General features: G+C 61.7%; 20 protein-coding genes. 15 read left to right on the top strand and 5 right to left on the bottom strand.

Going from position 1 to position 20,900, the window contains the following annotated elements:
* The first annotated feature begins 129 nt into the window (after nt 1–129).
* The 5 genes from cyoA to cyoE are packed head-to-tail and all read left to right on the top strand — an operon-like array spanning nt 130 to nt 4,955.
* Nucleotides 130–1,062: a ubiquinol oxidase subunit II gene (gene cyoA, locus ACM6IM_RS26430; RefSeq protein WP_192302738.1), complete on the top strand. Its 933-nt coding sequence runs from the start codon at nt 130–132 to the stop codon at nt 1,060–1,062.
* Nucleotides 1,063–1,065: 3 nt separating this feature from the next.
* A complete protein-coding gene (gene cyoB / locus ACM6IM_RS26425) occupies nt 1,066–3,096 on the top strand; it encodes a cytochrome o ubiquinol oxidase subunit I (protein ID WP_201196762.1) in 2,031 nt (676 codons plus the stop codon).
* A 3-nt stretch (nt 3,097–3,099) separates the two neighbouring features.
* A complete protein-coding gene (locus tag ACM6IM_RS26420) occupies nt 3,100–3,726 on the top strand; it encodes a cytochrome o ubiquinol oxidase subunit III (RefSeq protein WP_034147024.1) in 627 nt (208 codons plus the stop codon).
* Nucleotides 3,727–4,056, top strand: a complete 330-nt coding sequence (gene cyoD, locus ACM6IM_RS26415) for a cytochrome o ubiquinol oxidase subunit IV (RefSeq protein ID WP_192302734.1) — start codon at nt 3,727–3,729, stop codon at nt 4,054–4,056.
* Between the two features lie 11 nt (nt 4,057–4,067).
* Complete coding sequence (gene cyoE / locus ACM6IM_RS26410) at nt 4,068–4,955, top strand: heme o synthase (RefSeq protein ID WP_192302732.1); 888 nt, start codon at nt 4,068–4,070, stop codon at nt 4,953–4,955.
* A gap of 124 nt (nt 4,956–5,079) precedes the next feature.
* Here the strand turns inward: cyoE and ACM6IM_RS26405 are convergent, their stop codons facing one another.
* On the bottom strand, nt 5,080–6,489 hold the full coding sequence (locus tag ACM6IM_RS26405) for a PLP-dependent aminotransferase family protein (protein WP_414866725.1): 1,410 nt from the start codon (nt 6,487–6,489) through the stop codon (nt 5,080–5,082).
* A 148-nt stretch (nt 6,490–6,637) separates the two neighbouring features.
* On the opposite strand from ACM6IM_RS26405, the gene ACM6IM_RS26400 reads away from it, so the two are divergent.
* The 10 genes from ACM6IM_RS26400 to ACM6IM_RS26355 all read left to right on the top strand — a co-directional run bounded on the left by ACM6IM_RS26400 (nt 6,638) and on the right by ACM6IM_RS26355 (nt 15,910).
* Nucleotides 6,638–7,738 carry a hypothetical protein gene (locus ACM6IM_RS26400; protein ID WP_414866724.1) on the top strand — a complete coding sequence of 367 codons (1,101 nt, stop codon included), beginning with the start codon at nt 6,638–6,640 and terminating at the stop codon, nt 7,736–7,738.
* 41 nt (nt 7,739–7,779) lie between these two features.
* On the top strand, nt 7,780–9,060 hold the full coding sequence (locus tag ACM6IM_RS26395; RefSeq protein ID WP_414866723.1) for an ATP-grasp domain-containing protein: 1,281 nt from the start codon (nt 7,780–7,782) through the stop codon (nt 9,058–9,060).
* A 49-nt stretch (nt 9,061–9,109) separates the two neighbouring features.
* A complete protein-coding gene (locus ACM6IM_RS26390; protein ID WP_207195657.1) occupies nt 9,110–9,610 on the top strand; it encodes a RidA family protein in 501 nt (166 codons plus the stop codon).
* 82 nt (nt 9,611–9,692) lie between these two features.
* Complete coding sequence (locus tag ACM6IM_RS26385) at nt 9,693–10,160, top strand: cupin domain-containing protein (protein WP_414866722.1); 468 nt, start codon at nt 9,693–9,695, stop codon at nt 10,158–10,160.
* A gap of 209 nt (nt 10,161–10,369) precedes the next feature.
* Nucleotides 10,370–11,017, top strand: a complete 648-nt coding sequence (gene yfcF / locus ACM6IM_RS26380) for a glutathione transferase (protein ID WP_192302722.1) — start codon at nt 10,370–10,372, stop codon at nt 11,015–11,017.
* A gap of 38 nt (nt 11,018–11,055) precedes the next feature.
* Nucleotides 11,056–12,393, top strand: coding sequence for a KamA family radical SAM protein (locus tag ACM6IM_RS26375; protein WP_201196778.1), 1,338 nt, complete (start codon nt 11,056–11,058; stop codon nt 12,391–12,393).
* 24 nt (nt 12,394–12,417) lie between these two features.
* Nucleotides 12,418–13,290 (top strand): branched-chain amino acid aminotransferase, encoded by an 873-nt coding sequence (locus tag ACM6IM_RS26370; protein ID WP_201196780.1) that lies wholly within the window; start codon nt 12,418–12,420, stop codon nt 13,288–13,290.
* Nucleotides 13,291–13,311: 21 nt separating this feature from the next.
* A complete protein-coding gene (locus ACM6IM_RS26365) occupies nt 13,312–14,070 on the top strand; it encodes a TauD/TfdA family dioxygenase (protein ID WP_192302716.1) in 759 nt (252 codons plus the stop codon).
* Between the two features lie 66 nt (nt 14,071–14,136).
* Nucleotides 14,137–15,096: a diiron oxygenase gene (locus tag ACM6IM_RS26360; RefSeq protein WP_414866721.1), complete on the top strand. Its 960-nt coding sequence runs from the start codon at nt 14,137–14,139 to the stop codon at nt 15,094–15,096.
* A gap of 13 nt (nt 15,097–15,109) precedes the next feature.
* The gene (locus ACM6IM_RS26355; RefSeq protein ID WP_414866720.1) at nt 15,110–15,910 is read left to right on the top strand and encodes an N-acyl homoserine lactonase family protein; all 801 of its coding nucleotides are present in this window, start codon (nt 15,110–15,112) and stop codon (nt 15,908–15,910) included.
* 130 nt (nt 15,911–16,040) lie between these two features.
* On the opposite strand, the gene ACM6IM_RS26350 is transcribed toward ACM6IM_RS26355, so the two are convergent.
* The 4 genes from ACM6IM_RS26350 to ACM6IM_RS26335 form a co-directional block, all read right to left on the bottom strand.
* Nucleotides 16,041–17,471, bottom strand: a complete 1,431-nt coding sequence (locus tag ACM6IM_RS26350) for a PLP-dependent aminotransferase family protein (protein WP_414866719.1) — start codon at nt 17,469–17,471, stop codon at nt 16,041–16,043.
* Between the two features lie 212 nt (nt 17,472–17,683).
* Nucleotides 17,684–18,388: a hypothetical protein gene (locus ACM6IM_RS26345; RefSeq protein ID WP_201196789.1), complete on the bottom strand. Its 705-nt coding sequence runs from the start codon at nt 18,386–18,388 to the stop codon at nt 17,684–17,686.
* A 245-nt stretch (nt 18,389–18,633) separates the two neighbouring features.
* The gene (locus ACM6IM_RS26340; RefSeq protein ID WP_414866718.1) at nt 18,634–20,151 is read right to left on the bottom strand and encodes a sensor histidine kinase; all 1,518 of its coding nucleotides are present in this window, start codon (nt 20,149–20,151) and stop codon (nt 18,634–18,636) included.
* Nucleotides 20,148–20,864 carry a response regulator transcription factor gene (locus tag ACM6IM_RS26335; RefSeq protein WP_192302696.1) on the bottom strand — a complete coding sequence of 239 codons (717 nt, stop codon included), beginning with the start codon at nt 20,862–20,864 and terminating at the stop codon, nt 20,148–20,150. Before ACM6IM_RS26335 ends, ACM6IM_RS26340 begins: the two co-directional genes overlap by 4 nt.
* Nucleotides 20,865–20,900: the final 36 nt, after the last annotated feature.

Genomic DNA, 20,900 nt, shown 5'->3' with positions numbered 1-20,900 from the left:
TCGAACGGCGTCTGACGCACGACGGGCCGGCCCTTATTCAATCCAAGAAGAAATGCCAACCCTTGGCAGGGTGAAGTGTTGGCGATCAAAACCCAACTGCATGGCGCAAGCTGCTTTAGAGGTCGTGAGATGATTAAAAACAGGTACCCCAGATTACTAGGCCTCGTGCCGCTGCTCGGCACGTTGTTGCTGGGAGGCTGCAACATGACCCTGCTCAATCCAACGGGCCAGGTTGGTCTGGAGCAGCGAAACCTGATCATCACCGCAACGCTGCTGATGCTGTTGGTCGTGATCCCGGTCATCGTCATGACCTTCCTGTTCGCCTGGAAATACCGCGCGTCCAACACCAACGCGACCTACACGCCGAAGTGGAACCACTCCACCAAGATCGAGATCGCGGTGTGGACAGTGCCGATCCTGATCATCATTGCCCTGGGTTACATCACCTACAAGTCGACCCACCAGCTGGACCCTTATCGTCCGCTGGATTCCGACGTCAAGCCGGTGACCATCGAAGTCGTGGCGCTGGACTGGAAGTGGCTGTTCATCTACCCGGAACAAGGCATCGCGACCGTCAACAAGATCGTGTTCCCGGCTCACACCCCGATCAACTTCAAGGTGACCTCCGACGCGGTGATGAACTCGTTCTTCATCCCGGGCCTGGGTGGCCAGATCTACGCAATGGCGGGCATGCAGACCAAGCTGCACCTGATCGCCGATCGCAATGCTGAAATGGAAGGCATCTCCGCCAACTACAGCGGCGCGGGCTTCACCGGCATGAAATTCAAGGCAACCGCCACCACCCAGGAAGAGTTCGACGCCTGGGTCAGCGAAGTCAAAAAGGCACCTAAACAGCTTGAACAAGCTGAATACGCAGCCCTGTCCAAACCCAGCCAGAACAACCCGGTCGAGCTCTACTCCTCGGTCACGCCGAACCTGTTCCAGATCATCGTCGACAAGTACGAAGGCATGAAACCAGGTCCGAAACTGAACCACGAGAAGAAAGAGAAAGAAGTGGCCGCTACGGACAACTCGCATTCAGCTGCCGGGGCAGAGGAGTAAACGATGTTTGGTAAATTAAGTTGGGAAGCGGTCCCGTTCCACGAGCCGATCGTGATGGTGACCATCGCCATGATCGCGCTTGGCGGTCTGGCGCTGTTCGCTGCAATCACCTACTTCAAGAAGTGGACCTACCTGTGGACCGAGTGGTTGACCTCGGTGGACCACAAGAAAATCGGCGTGATGTACATCATCGTCGCCATGGTCATGCTGCTGCGCGGCTTTGCCGACGCCATCATGATGCGTACCCAGCTGGCCATGGCCACCGAGGGTTCGCCTGGCTACCTGCCACCTGAACACTATGACCAGATCTTCACCGCTCACGGTGTGATCATGATCATCTTCATGGCGATGCCATTCTTCACCGGCCTGATGAACCTCGCAGTGCCGCTGCAGATCGGCGCGCGTGACGTTGCCTACCCGTTCCTGAACTCCCTGAGCTTCTGGCTGCTGGTCTCCGGCGTGGTGCTGATCAACCTGTCCCTGGGCGTCGGCGAATTCGCCAAGACCGGCTGGGTTGCCTATCCGCCGCTGTCGGGCCTGCAATACAGCCCTGGCGTGGGGATGGACTACTACATCTGGGCGCTCCAGCTATCAGGGCTCGGGACAACGCTGACGGGGGTCAACTTCCTGGCCACCGTGCTGAAAATGCGTACCCCTGGCATGAAACTGATGGACATGCCGATCTTCACCTGGACCTGCACCTGGGCCAACGTCCTGATCGTGGCTTCGTTCCCGATCCTGACCGCTACCCTGGCGCTGCTGACGCTTGACCGCTACATGGATTTCCACATTTTCACCAATGAACTTGGTGGCAATCCGATGATGTACGTCAACCTGTTCTGGGCGTGGGGCCACCCTGAGGTCTACATCCTGATCCTGCCGGCGTTCGGTATCTTCTCCGAAGTGATCTCGACGTTCACCGGCAAGAAACTGTTCGGCCACCACTCGATGATCTACGCATCGGGCGCCATCTCGATCCTGGGCTTCATGGTGTGGCTGCACCACTTCTTCACCATGGGTTCGGGTGCCAGCGTCAACGCCTTCTTCGGCCTGGCGACGATGCTGATTTCCATCCCGACGGGGGTGAAGCTGTTCAACTGGCTGTTCACCATCTACCAGGGCCGTCTGCGCTTCACCAGCCAGGTGATGTGGACCCTGGGCTTCATGGTGACCTTCGCCATCGGCGGCATGACCGGCGTACTGCTGGCCATCCCGGGTGCCGACTTCGTTCTGCACAACAGCCTGTTCGTGATCGCGCACTTCCACAACGTGATCATCGGCGGCGCGGTATTCGGCTACATCGCCGGTTTCGCCTTCTACTTCCCGAAAGCGTTCGGCTTCAAGCTGCACGAAGGCTGGGGCAAGGCAGCGTTCTGGTTCTGGATCACTGGCTTCTTCGTCGCGTTCATGCCGCTGTACGTTCTGGGCTTCATGGGCATGACCCGTCGCCTGAACGCCACCACCAACCCTGAGTGGGTGCCGTACCTGTACGTCGCCATGTTCGGTGCGGTGATGATCGCTGTCGGCATCGCCTGCCAGCTGATCCAGCTCTACGTGAGTGTGCGTGACCGCAACAAGCCAGAGAACATGTGCGAACACGGTGACCCGTGGAATGCCCATACCCTGGAATGGTCGACCTCGTCGCCACCACCGTTCTACAACTTCGCCGTGCTGCCAAAAGCCGATGTGGTCGATCCGTTCACCGAGGCCAAGGAAAACGGTACCGCGTACCAGGCTCCGGCCAAGTACGAGCCGATCCACATGCCCAACAACACCGCGACCGGTGTGGTCATGGGCGCTCTGCTGACCGTGTTCGGTTTCGCGATGATCTGGCACATCTGGTGGCTCGCCATCGCCAGCCTCGCGGGCACCGTGATCTACTTCGCGATCCACGCGGCCCGTGATGATCAAGGCTATATGGTGCCGGTCGACGTGATCGAGCGCATCGAAGCCGAGCAGCACAAGCGTCTGGTTGCGGCAGGGAAGATCCCGGCCACCGCCACCCGTGTTGAAACCTCGTTGGAACAGGCTTAAACCATGTCGAACTTAGTGACCAATGCTGGACACACCCATGTCGATGGACATGGGCACGATGACCATCACCACGACTCGGGCGAGATGACCGTATTCGGTTTCTGGCTCTACCTGATGACCGACTGCATTCTGTTTGCGTCGATCTTCGCGGTGTACGCGGTACTGGTTAACAACGTAGCCGGTGGCCCGTCGGGCCACGACATCTTCGAACTGCCGTACGTGCTGGGCGAAACCGCTCTGCTGTTGTTCAGTTCGATCACCTACGGCTTCGCCATGCTGGCGTTCTTCCGTGGCAACAAGAAGCAGGTGCTGGGCTGGTTGGGCATGACCTTCCTGTTCGGCCTGGGCTTCATCGGCATGGAGATCAACGAGTTCCACCTGCTGATCTCCGAAGGCTACGGCCCTAGCCGTTCCGGCTTCCTGTCCGGGTTCTTCACCCTGGTCGGCACCCACGGTCTGCACGTGACCAGCGGTCTGATCTGGATGGCGATCATGATGTACCAGGTGCAGAAGAACGGCCTGACGGCAACCAACAAGACCCGTCTGAGCTGCCTGAGCCTGTTCTGGCACTTCCTGGACGTGGTGTGGATCTGCGTATTCACCGTTGTCTACCTGATGGGGACTATGTAAATGGCTAACACACACTCCCACGACGAAGCCGGTCACGGCAGCGTCAAGTCCTACGTCATTGGCTTCGTGCTGTCGGTGATCCTGACCCTGATTCCATTCGGTCTGGTGATGTACCCGTCGCTGCCCAAGTCGCTGACCCTGTGGATCGTCCTGGCGTTCGCAGTGATCCAGGTGCTGGTGCACCTGGTGTACTTCCTCCACCTGGACCGTTCGGCCGCGCAGCGTAACAACGTGATTGCGTTTGTCTTTGCCGCGATCGTGATTGTCCTGCTGGTTGGCCTGTCGCTGTGGATCATGTTCAGCATCCATACGTTCATGATGGCGAAGTGAGGTAAGTCCGGATGTCCTTGAAGCACTTTATCCAAATCACCAAACCGGGGATCATTTTCGGTAACGTGCTTTCAGTGGCAGGCGGATTTTTCCTGGCCTCGAAAGGGCATGTCGATCTGGCCGTGTTCCTGGCGGCCATGATCGGCACGTCCCTGGTGGTGGCGTCCGGTTGCGTGTTCAACAACTGCATCGACCGCGACATCGACCTGAAGATGGAACGCACCAAGAACCGGGCGCTGGTCCAGGGCTTGATCTCCCTGAAACTGGCCCTGGTCTACGCGACCGTCCTGGGTGTCGCCGGCGTGGCCTTGCTGTACACCGTGGCCAACCCGTTGGCTGCGCTGTTCGCCGTGATCGGCTTCATCATCTACGTCGGCTTCTACAGCCTGTACCTCAAGCGCAAGTCGGTTCACGGCACGCTGGTGGGCAGCCTGTCGGGGGCGATGCCGCCGGTGATCGGCTACGTCGCGGTGAGCAACACCTTCGACATGGCCGCGCTGACCCTGCTGGTGATGTTCAGCCTGTGGCAGATGCCGCATTCCTACGCCATCGCGATCTTCCGCTTCAACGATTACCTGGCCGCCTCGATTCCGGTGCTGCCAGTGAAGCGCGGGATTCAAGTGGCCAAGAAGCACATCCTGATCTACATCCTGGCCTTCCTTGTGGCGACCTTGATGCTGACCTTCAGCGGCTATGCCGGCATGAGCTACCTCGCCGTCGCCGCGGCCATGGGCATGTACTGGCTGTACATGGCCTGGACCGGCTACAAGGCCGTGGATGACACGGTCTGGGCACGCAAGCTGTTCGTGTTCTCGATCTTCACCATTACCGCGTTGAGCGTGATGATGTCCCTGGACTTCAAAGTGCCGACCGAGCTGTTGCTGACGTACGCGCACTAAGCGTCGGCCGATGCAAAGAAAAACCCCGCCTTCGTGAGAAGCGCGGGGTTTTTTGTGGGTAGGTTTCGACAAGCCCTGTGGGAGCGAGCCTGCTCGCGATGGCTGCGGCCCGGTCCGCCAGACGTCAGCTGTCCAGCAACCGAAAAAACCGCTCCCGCACCTGGAAGTTGTCACTGTGCGCCACGTTGAAACGCAGGAACTGGCTGGCGTCCGCTGCCTTGCTCAGCAGTGTGCCGGGGGCCAGCACCAGGTCGATTTCCAGGCCTTTGCGCGCCAGGGTCTCGGCGTGCAGGCCCTGCGGCAGGCGCGTCCAGATGTACAAGCCTTCATGGGGCAGTGACGACACCGAGCAGCCGGCCTCGATCAGCCAGCCGGATACCCGACTGCTCGATTCGTACAGCCGGTCCACCGTGCGCCGCGTGTGTTTGGCGTAGCTGCCATCGCTGAGCATGGTGCAGATGATCTGTTCCGCCAGTTCCGAGGTCATGCCGCCGCAGGCCATCTTCAACGTGACCATGCGGGCGGCCAGTTGCGGCGACAGCACCGCGTAGCTGACGCGGCTGTTGGCAGTCAGGGTCTTGGAGAACCCGGACACGTAGCTCACATTGTCCAGCCCGCCTGCCGCCAGGCGCGGGGTCATGCGCTGTTGCAGGTCGCAATACAGGTCGTCTTCGACGATATGGAAGCCATAGCGATGGCTCAACTCCAGCAGACGGTACACCTGCGCCGGGGAGAACGAGTGCCCGGTCGGGTTGTGCAGGACGTTGTTGGTCATGTAGAGCACGGGGCGCTGGGCGATCACCAATTGCTCGAAGGCCTCCAGGTCCATGCCGTCGGCCCTGCGGGGGATGGTGATGACCCGGGCGCCGTGCAGGGCCAGGTTGGTGTGCATGGTGATGTAGCACGGATCGTCCAGCAGTACCGTGTCGCCGGGTTTGACCAGCAGGCGCATCAGCATGTCGATGGCCTGCACGGTGTTGGCGGTGGTGACGATCTGGTCCACCGGCACGTCGATGCCGATCGCCGTCAGCTTGACCCGAAGCGCCTCGCGCAGCGGCAGGTAGCCGGCGGCCACACCGTATTCGCCCATTTGCAGCGAAGCCGCGCGCAGGGTGCCGCGCACGGCCTTGAGCAGTTCTTCGGCCGGCAGCCACGAGGACGGCAGGAAACCGGCCCCGGGGCGCAGGGCACCGGTGTCCTGCAGCACGGCGCGACGGACCACGCTCAGGGTGTCCTGGGGTTGCAGGTCGGGCCCGGCATCGGGCCTGATCGTCAGGGCGGAGCGGTGCACGTAATGCCCCGAGCCCTGGCGTGAAACCACCAGGCCCTTGGCCCGCAAGCGGTCCAGCGCATCCACCACCGTGGACTTGCCGACGTTCATCAATTCGGACAGTTCGCGAATCGGCGGCAATCGCGAGCCGTGAGGCAGCCCGCCCTGGGTGATGGCTACCGACAATTGATCGACGATCTGCTGGACCAGCGGTACACCCGGCTGGAACTCGAAGGCCGCGATCACGGCACGCTGAACCTGCATTTTACTGGTCGCTCCGGCAGTAAAGTTCGTTCGATTCTATACGAACTTGCTCTGATGAAAACAAACGGCTCTCTCTACCATCACCTTACAGACTATCCAGATTGTCGGCGTTCGTCGCCTGCACAATCGCCGGTTCCAGAGGTGCTGCATGAGTGTTCAAACAACGGCCGCCGTCGCCAAACCGGTGATCAACATCCGGCTGTTCATGATCCGGATCATCACGGCGGTGTCGCTGTTCGCGGTATTGGGCAAGGCCAACGTCTGGCTCGATACGGCGACCAACAGCATCCTCGCCCTCGGCTACCGGGCCTTGCTGTTGCTCCTGCCGCTGACTTTGCTGGTGCTGGGCCGCCGCTCCCTGAGCGTCACCCTGACCTGCGCCGCCGCCGGCCTGGTGCTGCTGGCGGTGACCCACAACCAGGGCGTGGTGATGTTCGCCGCCGCGTTGTTCGCCTACGGCATCGCGATTGCCGGTTACCTGATCAAGAGCGAAGCGGCGCAGACCAAGGAAGGGGCGGCGTACAACCGCGTCGCCATGAACATGGGCAGCCTGCTGGCCGGCCTGATCCTGCTCTCGCCGCTGCTGACCCCGAGCCTGTTTTTCCTCGGTGCGGCGGCCTTCGTCCTGCTGTGCCTGCCGATCGCCGCCGGGGCGACCTTCACCACCCAGCCGGTGACGGCGAGCCCGGTCACCCATGATGGCAGCGGCTGGCGCAACAAGCTGCCGTGGGTGATTGCCGGCATCATCATGGGCATCAAGCTGTTTGGCGTGTTCTCGATCCTGCCGCAGGCGATCCTGCTCGAAACAGGTGAGCTGCCCGCCTGGTACGGCCTGATGCTGATCCTCAACAGCGCCGTGGTGGTGTTTGCCCAGGTGCCGGTGATGAAACTGATCGAGCGTACCGGGCGCTTCAAGGTGCTGGCGGTGATCGGGATCATTGCCGGTGGCTTCGCGGTGCTGTCCTCGCCCGCGGCGTTCCACGTCGAAACCCTGGTGGGCGCGCTGATCTGGGTGGCGCTGTTGTCCGTCGCCGAGTGCGCGTTCAGCTACCTCGATTACTTCTCGGTCAAGCAGAACAACATGTTCGTCAAGGAAGTCTCCCTGGGCGTCGGCGCCGGGCTGACGGTGCTGGTCATGCGCGTTGTGCCGGCGCCGTACAACGCCCTGTTGCTGGCCGCCATCGGCGCGGCAGGCATCCTGGCGTGGTACTGGCTGAGCCGCAGACACGCCGCGTCGCTGCAGGACTGATTCATCGTGTCTGGTTTTTTACTCCACAGGTCGGAGGCTTCATGAGTACGACGTCATGCGTAGTAGTGGTCGGGTACAACGGCAATCGGGTGCACGACATCCGCAAGCTGCGCGACCTTTGCAAGACGCTCTATAACGCCCGGCTGATCCTGGTGGTCGAGCAGATCCAGGCGCAGGACGACCAGGTGGCCGATCACGTCTGCACGGCGTCGATGGCGGTGCAGGACATTGCCGATTCCGTCGACCTGATAGCCGGTTGCCTCAGTGTCGATCAGTGGAAACTGATAGGCGTGCTGCCTTTTTCCGACCGGGGTGTGTTGCTCGGCGCCGCATTGGCGACCTATTTCGGCTTGCCGGGCATTACCCCGGGCGAAGCGCGTGCAGGCCTGGATAAACAGATTTTCCGCAAACTCGAAGCCAGCGCCGAAAGCGCCCCCGAGGATTACCGTCCGCTGTTTTCCGCGCGTATCGACAGCCTGGGCGAACTCCGCCAACGGGTGGTCGAGCTGGGCGGGAGAGCCTTCGTCAAACCGGCTTGCGAAGGGGCCAGTCGCGGGTGCCGGGTCATCCATCATCCGTCCGAATGCGACGAGGCCTGGCAAGCGCTCAAGCCCTATCGCGAAGGCGGCATCGTGATCGAGGAACTGATCCAGAACGCCCGGGAGTACAGCTGGGATTACGTGGCGGGCAGCACCTGGGTCACCGAGAAAACCACCACCGAAGGCGCCTACCGCGCGGAAATCCAGCAAGTCGTGCCGGCGCCACTGGCGGCCGACGTGCAGGCGCGCCTGGCCTCGGCCGGTCGGCACATGGCCGGGCTGGCCTCGGTGGAAAACGGCGCCTACCACAACGAAATCTTCCTGCGCAGCGATGGCCTGACGTCGGCGGTCGAAACCAACATGCGCCCCGGCGGCATGCACATCTGGGACCTGGCGCGGTTGGCATTCATCGACTTCAACCCTTGGGAGCGCTGGGTCAAATGGGCGGTGGAAGGTCGGGTCGAGCATGTCGATCCCGTGCCCCGTGGTTATTGCGGCATTCGCCTGCTGCGCTCGCCGGCCGGTGGGTTGTTGCGCTCCGTGCCGGACATCGAGTCGCTGGCCCGGGGGATGAACATCGAGCTGATCGAAGCGGTGTACAGCAAGCGCCTCAGTGATTCAGTCACGGCCCTGGTGAAGGACAACACCTCGTTCATCGGCCACATCGTGCTGTTCAACGAGCAATACGCCGCACTCAGCGACGACCTGTTGCGCCTGGCCGAGGCCATCGAGTCGCGCGTCGAGGTCACTGCGCTGGCGACGCCGGCAAGGGCCGTGGGCTGAGTGGTCGGGATCAATATTTCAAGGGTTCAGGGTCAAGAGGATCGGGTCAATGATTGTGCAGAAAAAGATGTCTTGTGATGAACGCTTCATTGCCCTGGCAAAAGAGCTCGACTATGACATCTACGGTGAAAACACCGCCGGTGGGCATTACGCGCCGCTGGTGCGTCATCACGATGAGCTTTACGTCAGTGGCCTGGTGCCGCGCATGGGCGGCAGGATCCAGTACCCCGGCAGAGTGGGGCTGGAACTCAGCCTGACGGACGCCCAGGCGGCGGCCAGTATCAGTGCCATGCGCGGCCTGGCGTTGATCGTCGATGCCATCGGCTCGCTGGACAAGATCAAGTCGCTGATTCGCATCACGGTCTACGTGAAATCCACCGCGGATTTCGTCGACCTCAGCGAAGTCGCCAACGGGGCGTCGGACGTCTTCAGTCATGTACTGGGCGATGCAGGAAAACATACCCGCACCACGGTCGGCGTTTATCAATTGCCGAAGAATGCCGCCGTGGAAGTTGACATGATTGTGGCGCTCAGGCCTTCGGTATTATGAGTGTTAGTTGTATGGCTTTACAGTGATCGATTGTTCGCCTAGGGTCTTGTTACTTGAGTCGACCAATAAGCGGTGATTGCAAATGAACAATGTCAGAGGCGCTTTCTTTTCATATAAGGATTTTCGCCAGAGCCTGAACAGTCCCCCGGCCGGCGCCAAGGTGTGGAAGGACAGTGAACTGTCGGATCTGCGCCACAGCCTTGAAACCAGCGAGATCGATATTGTCGCGCTGGCCCAGGACCACAGCGTCGAAGGTTGCAAGCTGACGCCAGGGATGGCGGTGTCCATGCAATGGTTGAAGCCCGGTACGGCGCTCAATGGTCATGCCCATTCATGGTGGCACCTGTTCATCATCCAGAGCGGCAGCGGCACGCTGACCCTGGGGGATGCCGACGAAGTCAGCGTCAGCCCCGGCGATGTCCTGCTGGTTCCCGCCTGGACGCGGCACGGTTTCGTCAATACCAGTACCACTGAAGCGCTGGCCATGCTCAACCTGAGCAACATGCCGCAAATCGCCCAGCTCTCCAGTTCGACAGACGCCATCGCCTGAATCCCCCCCTACCGCTTTGCCCTGCCTGGGAGTCCGCCTGTGCCGACTCCCTTTTCTGTTTTTGCTGCTGGTCTTTTTTACCGCTCGCCGGTTTGCAGTTCTGTATCCGTATAAACAGAGAATTTCTGTATCTGTTCAGCGCTTAATCATCTAAATACGATCGTCCCCAATGCAACGGATTTATGTAAGTTGATGCAAGGGAGCGTTCTATGGAAAGTGCGAAGCTTGAATTGTATGTCGGCGCAGATTTTGTCAGCGCTTTTGCAATGTCGGTATTTGTAGCGTTAAAGGAAAAGCAACTTTCTTTCAAACTTGTCACGCTGGATTTAAAAGCGCGTGAGAACTATCAAAGTCCCTATCGCGATCTATCGTTGACCTGCAAGATTCCCACGTTGGTGCACCAGGGGTTTGCCCTGTCGGAATCATCAGCCATCGCCGAATACCTGGAAGACATCGCACCGGGCCATCCAAAACTGTTCCCGGTGGAGGCCAGGCAGCGCGCCCGCGCCCGTCAGCTCCAGGCCTGGTTGCGCAGTGACCTGCTGGTCATCCGCAAGGAACGCCCGGCGGACCTCATCTACTTCGGCAAGCAACACCCCCCGTTGTCCGACGAAGCCCAGGCGGCAGTCGCCCGGCTGTTCTTCGTCGCCGAGCGTTTGCTGGCGCAGGGCGCCGAACACCTGTTCGGTGACTGGAGCATCGCCGACACCGACCTGGCCATCATGCTCAACCGCTTGGTGAGCAACGGCGACCCGGTGCCCGAGCGGCTGGTGACCTACGTCCATCGGCAGTGGGATCGCGACAGCGTTCGGGCGTGGATGGATCTGGAGCGCACGACGCCCGCCATTGCCCCTTGAATCACTCGGACTTCTTGAGGCAAACCAGGAGCGCCGCCATGCAAGGATTGTTGGAGCAGCAACGATACAAACCCTACAACTCACGCACCATTCGCGACACGCCGTACTGGCAGAAGCTGACACCCGCCTTGCAGGAAGCCATGGACATCGTGGCGCGGGTCATGCCGTTTCGCACCAATGAATATGTGCTGGGCACCCTGATCGACTGGAACAACATTCCCGACGATCCGATCTTTCGCCTGACCTTCCCGCACAGGGACATGCTGCTGCCGGACGAGTACGCGTCCCTCAAGCGCTTGATCGCCCTCGCTGACGCCGCCGCCATCAAGCGGCGGATCGAGGCGATCTGGCTGCGCATGAACCCCCATCCGGCCGGGCAACTGACGCACAACGCCGCGACCCTCGACGGAAAAGTCCTGCCGGGCCTTCAGCACAAGTACCGCGAGACCGTGCTGTTTTTCCCCGGTGCCGGCCAGACCTGTCACGCCTACTGCACGTTCTGTTTCCGCTGGGCGCAGTTCATCGGCGAGGAAGAGCTCAAGTTCAATGCGCGTGAGTCCCAGGACCTGGTGAACTACCTGCGGGTGCACACCGAGGTCACCGACGTGCTGATCACCGGGGGCGACCCGATGATCATGAATACCCGTTCGCTGGCCGGGTACATCGAGCCGCTGCTGGCGCTGCCGCACCTCAAGAGCATCCGCATCGGGACCAAGGCGGTGGCGTACTGGCCGCAACGGTTCGTCAGCGACAAGGATGCACCGGCATTGCTTGAGTTGTTCCAGCGGATCGTCGCCGCGGGTAAACACCTGTCGGTCATGGGCCACTACAACCACCCGGTGGAGATCCGCCAGGACATCGCCCGCCAGGCCATCGAGCGCATTCGCTCGACCGGGGCGACGTTGCGCATGCAGGCGCCCGTGATCCGCCACATCAACGAGAACCCTGCCGACTGGGCCGAGCTGTGGACCGAAGGCGTGCGGCTCGGGGCGGTGCCTTATTACCTGTTCGTCGAACGCGACACCGGGCCCAGTCACTACTTCGCCATGCCGCTGGCGCGGGCGTTCGAGATTTTCCAGGCGGCCTACCGAACGGTGTCGGGGCTGGCGCGAACGGTGCGCGGCCCGTCCATGAGCACCTTTTACGGGAAGGTGTTGATCAACGGCATCGAAGTGGTCGCCGGGGAAAAAGTCTTCGTGCTGCAGTTTCTCCAGGCCCGCGATCCGCAGTGGGTGTTGCGCACCTTCTATGCGCGCTTCGACCCACAGGCGACCTGGTTCGACCAGTTGCAGCCGGCTTTTGGCGAGGCGAGGTTCTTCTTTCAGCCACCGCCCGCAGCGCCCGAATTGATACCGGTCCTGCTCGAAACGGCGTAGGACGATTCATCTGGAGACAAGGACATGAGCAGCATTCCGTTTGATCAGCGAGAAGGTTTTATCTGGCTCGATGGCGAATTCGTCGAGTGGTCCCAGGCACGGCTGCACGTGCTCAGCCACGGGCTGCACTACGCCAGTACCGTGTATGAAGGGGAGCGGGTCTACAACGGCAGGATCTTTAAACTGCGCGAACACAGCGAGCGGTTGTATCGCTCGGCGCAGTTGATGGACTTCGCCATTCCGTATGAGCTGGCCGAACTGGAATCGGCCAGCCATGAGTTGCTGCAACGCAACCGTGTGGTCGACGGTTACCTGCGCCCAGTGGCGTGGCGCGGCAGTGAAATGATCTCCACCTCGGCGCGCTTCAACCGCGTGCATGTGGCAATTGCCTGCTGGCAGTGGCCAAGCTACTTCGACCCGGCGGCGCGCATGGCCGGCATTCGCCTGAAGACGGCCGGGTGGCGACGCCCGCCACCCGACACCAGCCCCTTCGAAGCCAAGGCCTCCGGGCATTACCAGATCGCCACGCTCAGCAAGCACGATGCCGAGAACCAGGGTTATCACGACGCGCTGATGCTCGACTGGCGCGGCCATGTCGCCGAAGCCACCAGCGCCAACGTGTTCTTCGCCAAAGGCCGGACGCTGCACACGCCACGGCCCGATTGCTTTCTCGATGGCATCACCCGCCAGACCGTCATCGAACTGGCCAGGGCACTGGACTACCAGGTGGTTCAGCGCACGATTCTTCCGACGGAGCTTGGCGATTTCGAGGAGTGCTTTCTGACCGGCACCGCCGCTGAAATCACCCCGGTACAGAGCATCGACGCGCAACGCTATCGACCGGGCGACGCCTGCCGCGACTTCATTGCCGCTTACACCTCAACCGTTAACGCCTGAACAACCACCAGGAACACCGCCATGTCAGATCAAGGGATTGCTGTGTCTACACCTTACGTTTCACTGGGCCATCGCCACGAAGAGCTTTCGTCCCGTGGCTGGACGCTACTGACCGCTGCAGAATTTGCCTACGATGTCGTCGGCACATTGCAGGCGTTCGGTCGGATCCTTCCGCAATTCAATGGGCAAACCGCCTTCGCCATCACCCGCAAGCCCGGGTACGAAGATTTGCCGTACTCCCAGAGCATGAACGGCATCGGTCCGCACACGGAAGCGCCGGTCTATGGGCCGCCACCGCGTTATCTGGCGCTGCATTGTCATCAACAGGCGACCTGCGGCGGCGGTCATACGGGGCTGGTGGATGGCATCGAGTTCCTGACGTTCCTGGCGCGCACCGAGCCGGCGCTGCGGGAATGGCTCGACGAAACCCCGGTGGAATTCGTCGCCACCGCCAAACCCGGTGAAGCGGCGCAGACGCGGGTCAAGGAATACATCCTTACGCCTACGGAGGAAGGGGATATTTTCCGCTTCAGCTACAACCAGTTTCACTACGGCGATGTGAACCCTTCGAAGGAGGACCTGCAGCAATCTCAAGTCACCAACAGCACCTCGCCATTGGCCCGCTTCGCCACCCTGGGCGAAGCCTATTTCATTGAGCACAACACGCCGGTGCTGATTCCCGATGGCTGCCTGCTGATCTGGGACAACTGGCGCATGATCCATGCCCGCAGTCGCTACACGGACCCCGGTCGCCACCTGACCCGCTACTGGCTGGCCTGAGTCATCCGTCGCTCACTTTTCCTTCGGCGTACCCCAAGTGGGTACGCGTCCTACAGGTATCGCGTCATGAAAACTGCAATCGAGATCGCCAAGGTCGATCATCAACTGGTCGTGCGCCTCAATCAGGCCTGGACCCGGCGCGCCACGGTGTGCTCGCCGGACAAGGCGCTGGTCAGCGAAGCGTTCGACCCGGCCCGCCCGGATTACCCGGAGTGCATGGTGCCGTTTTTCCATCATCCGAAATTCCAGGCCCTGAGCGACGAGCTCAAGAGCACCGTGCTGACCTGGGGCTGGATCGGCTACAACCTGCGCACGGTCACCGCCGAAGAACACGTGGTGAACCCGGCACTGAGCGTCATTGCCAACCAGTACCTGGGCAAGGACGACTGGCATTTTCGCGAGGCGATGCAACAGACACTGATCGATGAGCACTACCACACGCTCATGCACCTGCGCGCCATCGAACGGACCCGAGAGGACCGCGCGCTCGATCAGGACCTGGACTTGCCGCCCTCCGTCACCTACCGGCGGCTTGTCGCGTTGCGTGAAACCCTGGCCGAGCAATGGCAGCGCGACCTGGCGTCGATCACCTTTGCGGTGGTGGCCGAGATCAGCGTCAACGCCTACCTGGACCTGCTGGCCGACGACCAGACCATCCAGCCGCAAAACCGCCGGGTCGCCGAACTGCACAACCGCGACGAATATGCCCACAGCAAGGTGCTCGCCGAGGTGGCGAAAGTCATGTACGCCAACCTGCAGCCAAGCCAGCAGGCATTTTTCACACAGACCTTGTCGGTGGCGCTGAGTGCTTTTGTGGCCCAAGACTACTCGATGTGGGAGGCGATTCTGACCCAGCTCGGTGTGGAGGCGGCGCCGCAGATCATTGCCGACACCCAAGAGCGCAACAAAAACGCCACGATCATGCGCGACTACAGCGGCCTGCAACGGTTGGCCGAGGACCTGGGGATCAGCGACGCAATCGATTTCGACTTCCGACCGACCCTCAAACCCGCCGCAGTGGCCTGATCAGGAGATGAACATGTCCATTCCCGTGTACGAAGTGTTCGCCATTCGTGTCGGCGCCAATGCCCAGCGCACGGCGCGGGAGAACTTTCTTTACGACGCCTGCTGCGGTGATCCGAACGCGTCGATGCCGCTGGATTACTACTTCTGGGTGATTCGCAACGCGCAGCAGGTCATCGTGGTCGACACCTGTTTTCAACCGGCCACGGCCGACCGGCGCAACCGTCAGATGTATCGCCTGCCGGAACAATCCCTGCGCCAACTGGATATCGATCCGGCAGCGGTCAAACACTTGATCCTGACCCATCTGCACTGGGATCACGCCGGCAATCTTGGGTTGTTTCCCAACGCCACGGTGCACCTGCAGGAAGCCGAGCTGCGCTTCTGCACTGGCCCGAAAATGACCCATCGCACGGTCAACAAAACCTATGAGGTGGAGGATGTGATGTCGGCATTGCCGCCGCTGTTCGAAGGGCGCATGCGTTTGCATGGCGGTGGGGTGGAGGTGATGCCGGGCGTGACCCTGCACCCCGTGGGCGGGCATACGCCGGGCAGCCAGGTGGTACGGGTCCACACGGCGCGTGGCTGGATTGTCCTGGCGTCGGACGCTGCGCACCTGTGGGCCAACATCCGCGAGCGCAGCCCGTTTCCGATTCTGGATGATTTGGCGCAGACGCTGGAGGCGTTCAGCCTGATCGATGACTTGTCCGACGGCGAGGATCACGTCATACCCGGCCATGACCCGCTGATCGCCGAGCGTTTCCCCCATTGGCATGACGACCCGCACATCATCTGCCTGCATCAGCCGCCAGTCTGAGGGTCCACTGCTTCCAACAGGCCGGCACTGGTCCTGCGGGGCGAGCCTGCTCGCGAAAAAAGGGGGTGTCAGGCACCCGGCGTGATCGTTGACGCTCTTCGCGAGCAGGCTCGCTCCCACACGGTTGGGTTCATTCCTGTTTTTTCAGGAGCTGGCCCAATGTCGCCAGCGCCTCGTCGATCTTCGGCGAATACGGCGCCCCGCAGCCCATCCGCACGAAATGGCTGAAACGCTGGCCATTGGAAAAGATATCCCCAGGGGAAATCTGGATCCCCGCCTTCAAGCCCTCATGAAACAGCCGCATCGCCGAGCAGTGCGACGGCAACTCCACCCACAGCAACGTCCCGCCCCGAGGCTCGCTGACGCAGGTGCCTGTCGGGAAATAGCGGGTGATGGCCGTGCTCATGTGCTGGCGTTGCTGTGTCAGGGTTTTCCTCAAGCGGCGCAGGTAACGTTCGTAGGACGGTGTTTTCATGAACGCACTGACCGCCAGTTGCGATAACACCTCACAACCCCGGGATTGGCTGTGTTTGAGCATTTCCACCCGTTCGTGCCATTTCCCGGCGCTGATCCAGCCCAGGCGCATGCCCGGGGCCAGGGTTTTGTTCAGCGAGGCGCAGTGGATCACGGTGTCGCCGCGGTCCCAGTACTTGAGCGTGGACAGCGGCTGCTCGGTGTCCACCAGATCGCCAAAGGTGTCGTCTTCGATCAGCACCGTGCCGTGCTCGGCGCACAGTTGCACCAGCCGTGCCTTGTTGGCGTCGGGCATGATGCTGCCCAGCGGGTTTTGCAGGTTGGGCATGACGATCAGCGCGTGAATGCGCTCCGGGCTTTGCAGCAGTTGCTCGAGCGCCAGCAGGTTGATGCCCGACTGGGCCGTCGCCGGCACTTCCCGTACGTGCAGATGCAAGCTTTCGAGCATCTGAAGCAGCCCGTAGAAGGTCGGCGACTCCACGGCCACGGTGTCGCCGGGTTGGGTGACGGCTCGCAACGCCAGGGTGAGCGCTTCGGTGGCACCGTGGGTGATGACGATTTTCTCGGCCGGCAGGTGGGCTTTGGCGGTCAACGCGCGGCGGGCGAGGACGCTGCGCAGCGCCAGGTGGCCGCAGGTCGAGCCTTCGGCATCGAGCAGGTGCGCGTCCCGACGCAGTGCCTTGGCCATATGGTCCTGCAGGATCTTCAGCGGGTAGAGCGACGGCGCGCAGTAGGCGCTGGCGAAATTGACCTTGACCGTCGCCCGCTGGCCAGCCTTGAACACCGCCGACACGGGCGGGTGAATGCCGACGTAGACGCTGCTGTCGAGGTCGGCGGGGGAGGCCGTCGGGGCGGTTTTGGGCGCCGCCTCTGGCTGGCGAATGTAGTTGCCGGAGCGCGGACGGGCTTCCAGCACGCCGCAGTCCTCGAGTTCGCGGCAAACCTGCACGGCGGTCGACAGGCTGACGGCGTGTTTTTCCATCATCAGCCTGATCGAGGGGAAGCGTTCGCCGGTTTTCAAGGTGCCGCTGCGGATGGCGTCGAGGTAGTGGTCGGCTAACTGACGGTACAAGGGAGGCGTGTGCATGATGACCTCAGCAATCGCACCACTGAAGTCTTGGGCTGGAAAGTGAGTTGACGTTCCCCGCAGGCGGACCCGTGATGCTCAAGGGTGGAGGGAAGTGTTTATTCATGTGTCGATACTGTGAGAGTAATCGGGGTTTTGCAGGAATCGCGGGCAATAAAAAGCCCCGCTCTGGGGCGGGGCTTTCAGGTCAGCGGCGAGCGTGGCGCGGAGGGTTACTGCGCGGCGATGCTGTAGCCGTCGAAGGCGGTCTGCTGTTGAAGCGCGGTGATGATGTTCTTGCGGTTGACCGCTTGTTCGGTGCCGGCATTGTCGAGGAACGTCTCATTCTCCAGCTCTGCTTCATCGCCCTCGCCGACGAAGGCGAAACCGAGGAACTCCAGCGCTTCACGGTCAACGCTCAGGCGCGAACGCGGGGTGCGCAATGGCAGGGTGACGCTGACGCCGTCCTTGCTGATGGTGAACACTTCGGCTTCTTTCTTCACGCGGGACGCCTTGCTCTTGCCACCGCTGGGGTTGCTGATGGCCTGATGCGTCTGGTTCAGCACTTTCAGCGCCAGCCCATAGACGATCTCCTGGAACGCCGGATCGTCCTTGAAGCTGGACAGAATGCGGCTGATCGGGAATTTGCTGCTCAGGTCCTCGAGGGCCGCGATGTCGGCGGCTTCGGCGTCCTTGAGCTGCTTGAGCTGGCCCATCAGCTCGTAGGCGGTATCGTCATCGAAGCGGTCATGCGCCTGGCGAATCGCGGCACGCAGCTCGCGGATCTGGTCACTTTCCCGGGTGGACTGGAAAGCGTCCAGGACCATCTCGCTGATGGTTTTGGCCTGGGGCACATGCTGTGAAAGATTGATGGAGTTTTCGTATTCCGCTTTGGACGACAGGGTGACTACGGATTCAGCGGTATTGGAATCGGACATTGAAATTTCACTACGTTGTTCAGCTTGAATAGAAGCGAGAAAGCGCCAGGGCTTTTTCCGGCCGACTAATCTATTGGACCGAGGCGGGGTTGTCACGAAAAGACCGGCCGAGATAGCCACATCGGACCTGTGGGGTTACCAATACGGTGAGACCGGAGCCCGCTCCCACAGAAATAGCACCGGACCTGGTGGGAGCGAGCCCGCTCGCGAAGAGGGTCAACGATAACCACAGAATCGCGGCGGCTTCAGATTTGTGGCGAGTTCAGGTTCATCGAGCGCACGGCCCAGTGTTCGGCGGTCTGTTGATCCACCGGCAATGTGAAGCGAAAGGTTGCGCCGCGCCCAGGCACGTCGACCAGTTGGATATCGCGCCCGTGCAATTGCAGGATTCGATGGACGATGCGCAACCCCAACCCGCCATCACGGCGTGCGCCGCCGATGTTGAACGGGCGCAGGAACAGGCCTTCGCGCAGTTCCGCAGCGATCCCCGGCCCGGTATCGCTGACAGTCACTTCAATGAAGGACCCCTGGGGCCGCAGGCTGAGTTCGATCTCCCCTCCTTGCGGCGTGTGGCGCAAGGCGTTGTCGAACAGGTTGGTCAGCACCCGCTCGATCAGCCCCAGGTCGGCGCAGGCCGCCGCCACGTTGGGGGCGAAGCTGGCCTTGAGTTCGACCTGGCGCGCCTCGGCGGTGAGTTCGAACTTCTGGAAAATGTCCTGCACCAGGTCGGTCAGGGAGAAGCGTTCGAGCACCGGTTGCACAAAACCATGTTCCAGCCGCACCAGTTCCAGCAACGACTGCGCCAGGCCACCCACCTTGCGGCTCTGATCCAGGGCGATGCCCAGGTAACGGCGCCGGTCGGCGGGGGACAAGGTCGCGTCCTTGAGCGACAGGGTTTCCAGGTAGCCATGCAGCGAGGCCAGGGGCGTGCGCAGGTCGTGGGAAATGTTCGCCACCAGTTCGCGGCGCTCCTGATCCTGGCGGGTCAGCGAACGCCATTGCTCGCTGAGCCGCGCCTGCATCTGCCGGAAGGTCGCATCGAGGATGGCGATTTCGTCATGGCTGGCAATCTTTTCCGAGGGTGCGGCCGCCGGTGCAGGAACCGGTACGCCATCGATGTCGAACTGGCTGACGGTGTCGGTCAGGCGCCGCAAGGGCCGGGTGATCAGCGCAAACGCGGTGAGACCGGCGATCAGGCAGAGCAGGGCGACCAGACCGATGGACAGCAAGGCGGTATTGAGCGCCGCACTGGTGGCGCCCCGTTCGGCGAGGCGATCGTGGTCCTCGCCCAGCAGCACCACGTACAGGTAACCGGCGGGTTGGCCGTCGACCTTGAGCGGCGCCGCACTGAACACCTTGCGGGCCTCGGCGCTGCGCGGGTCGTCGCCGAGGATCGGCAGGGCGTCGCCCCTGAGCAGGCGCTGGATCGGCGCCAGGTCGACCCGATCCCGGTGAATCCGCCCTTCGGGCGCTGCACTGCCGACAATCCTGCCCCCGATGTCGAGCAGATACACCTCGACACTGGGATTGACCAGCATCAGCTTGCTGAACAGGTCGCGCACGGCATTGGGCATGAGGCCCTGGGTGTCCATCAGCACGGTGTCACGGGCGATGTGCTGGGCCAGGTCTCGCGACAACCCTTGCACCACCTCTTGCTCGTGCATCTGGTTGGAGCGCACCTGCATCCAGGCCGACGTGCCGCAGCACACCAGCAACAGCACGGCGAACACCAGCGACAGCCGTTGCGTCAGGGTCAGCCTCATGGCTGCTCCTCCCGTGCCGCGAACTTGTAGCCGCGGCCCCAGACCGTGAGGATACGCACCGGCTCTGCGGGATCGGCCTCGATCTTGGCCCGCAGGCGATTGATGTGGGTATTGACCGTGTGCTCGTAGCCCTCATGGCTGTAACCCCATACGGCATTGAGCAGGTCCATGCGCGAGAACACCTTGCCGGGCTGGCGGGCGAAGAAAAACAGCAGGTCGAATTCCCGTGGCGTGAGGTCCAGGCGCCGGCCGTCGAGGGACACCTCGCGGGTGATCGGGTCGATGGCCAGCCCGTCCAGAAGCAGGCTGCCGGCGTCCATCTTCAGGTTGCGCGCCATGGCGTCGACCCGGCGCAGCAGGGCCTTGACCCGGGCCACCAGCTCGAGCATGGAAAAGGGCTTGGCCAGGTAATCGTCGGCGCCGAGCTCGAGCCCGAGAATCCGGTGCATTTCGCTGGAGCGCGCGCTGGTAATGATGATCGGCGTATAGCGGGCCATGGCGCGGGCGCGCCGGCAGATTTCCAGGCCGTCGACGCCGGGCAGCATCAGGTCGAGAATCAACGCATCCCAGCTGCCCTGCTGCAACCGTCGCATGCCTTCGTCGCCATCGGCGCAGTGCACCACCTCGAACTGCTCATCGCGCAGATGCAGGCAGATGAGGTCGGCGATATGCAGGTCGTCCTCGACCACGAGGACGCGTTTGGTCTGTTCCATCCAGTTCAATCCTTCGACGCAATGAGCACATTGTGC

It is taken from the genome of Pseudomonas sp. IT-P12 (assembly GCF_949767465.1).
In the GTDB taxonomy this organism is placed as follows: Bacteria; Pseudomonadota; Gammaproteobacteria; order Pseudomonadales; family Pseudomonadaceae; genus Aquipseudomonas.
The sequence above is the reverse complement of the archived record's forward strand: the minus strand, read 5'-3'. Positions and strand labels throughout refer to the sequence as shown.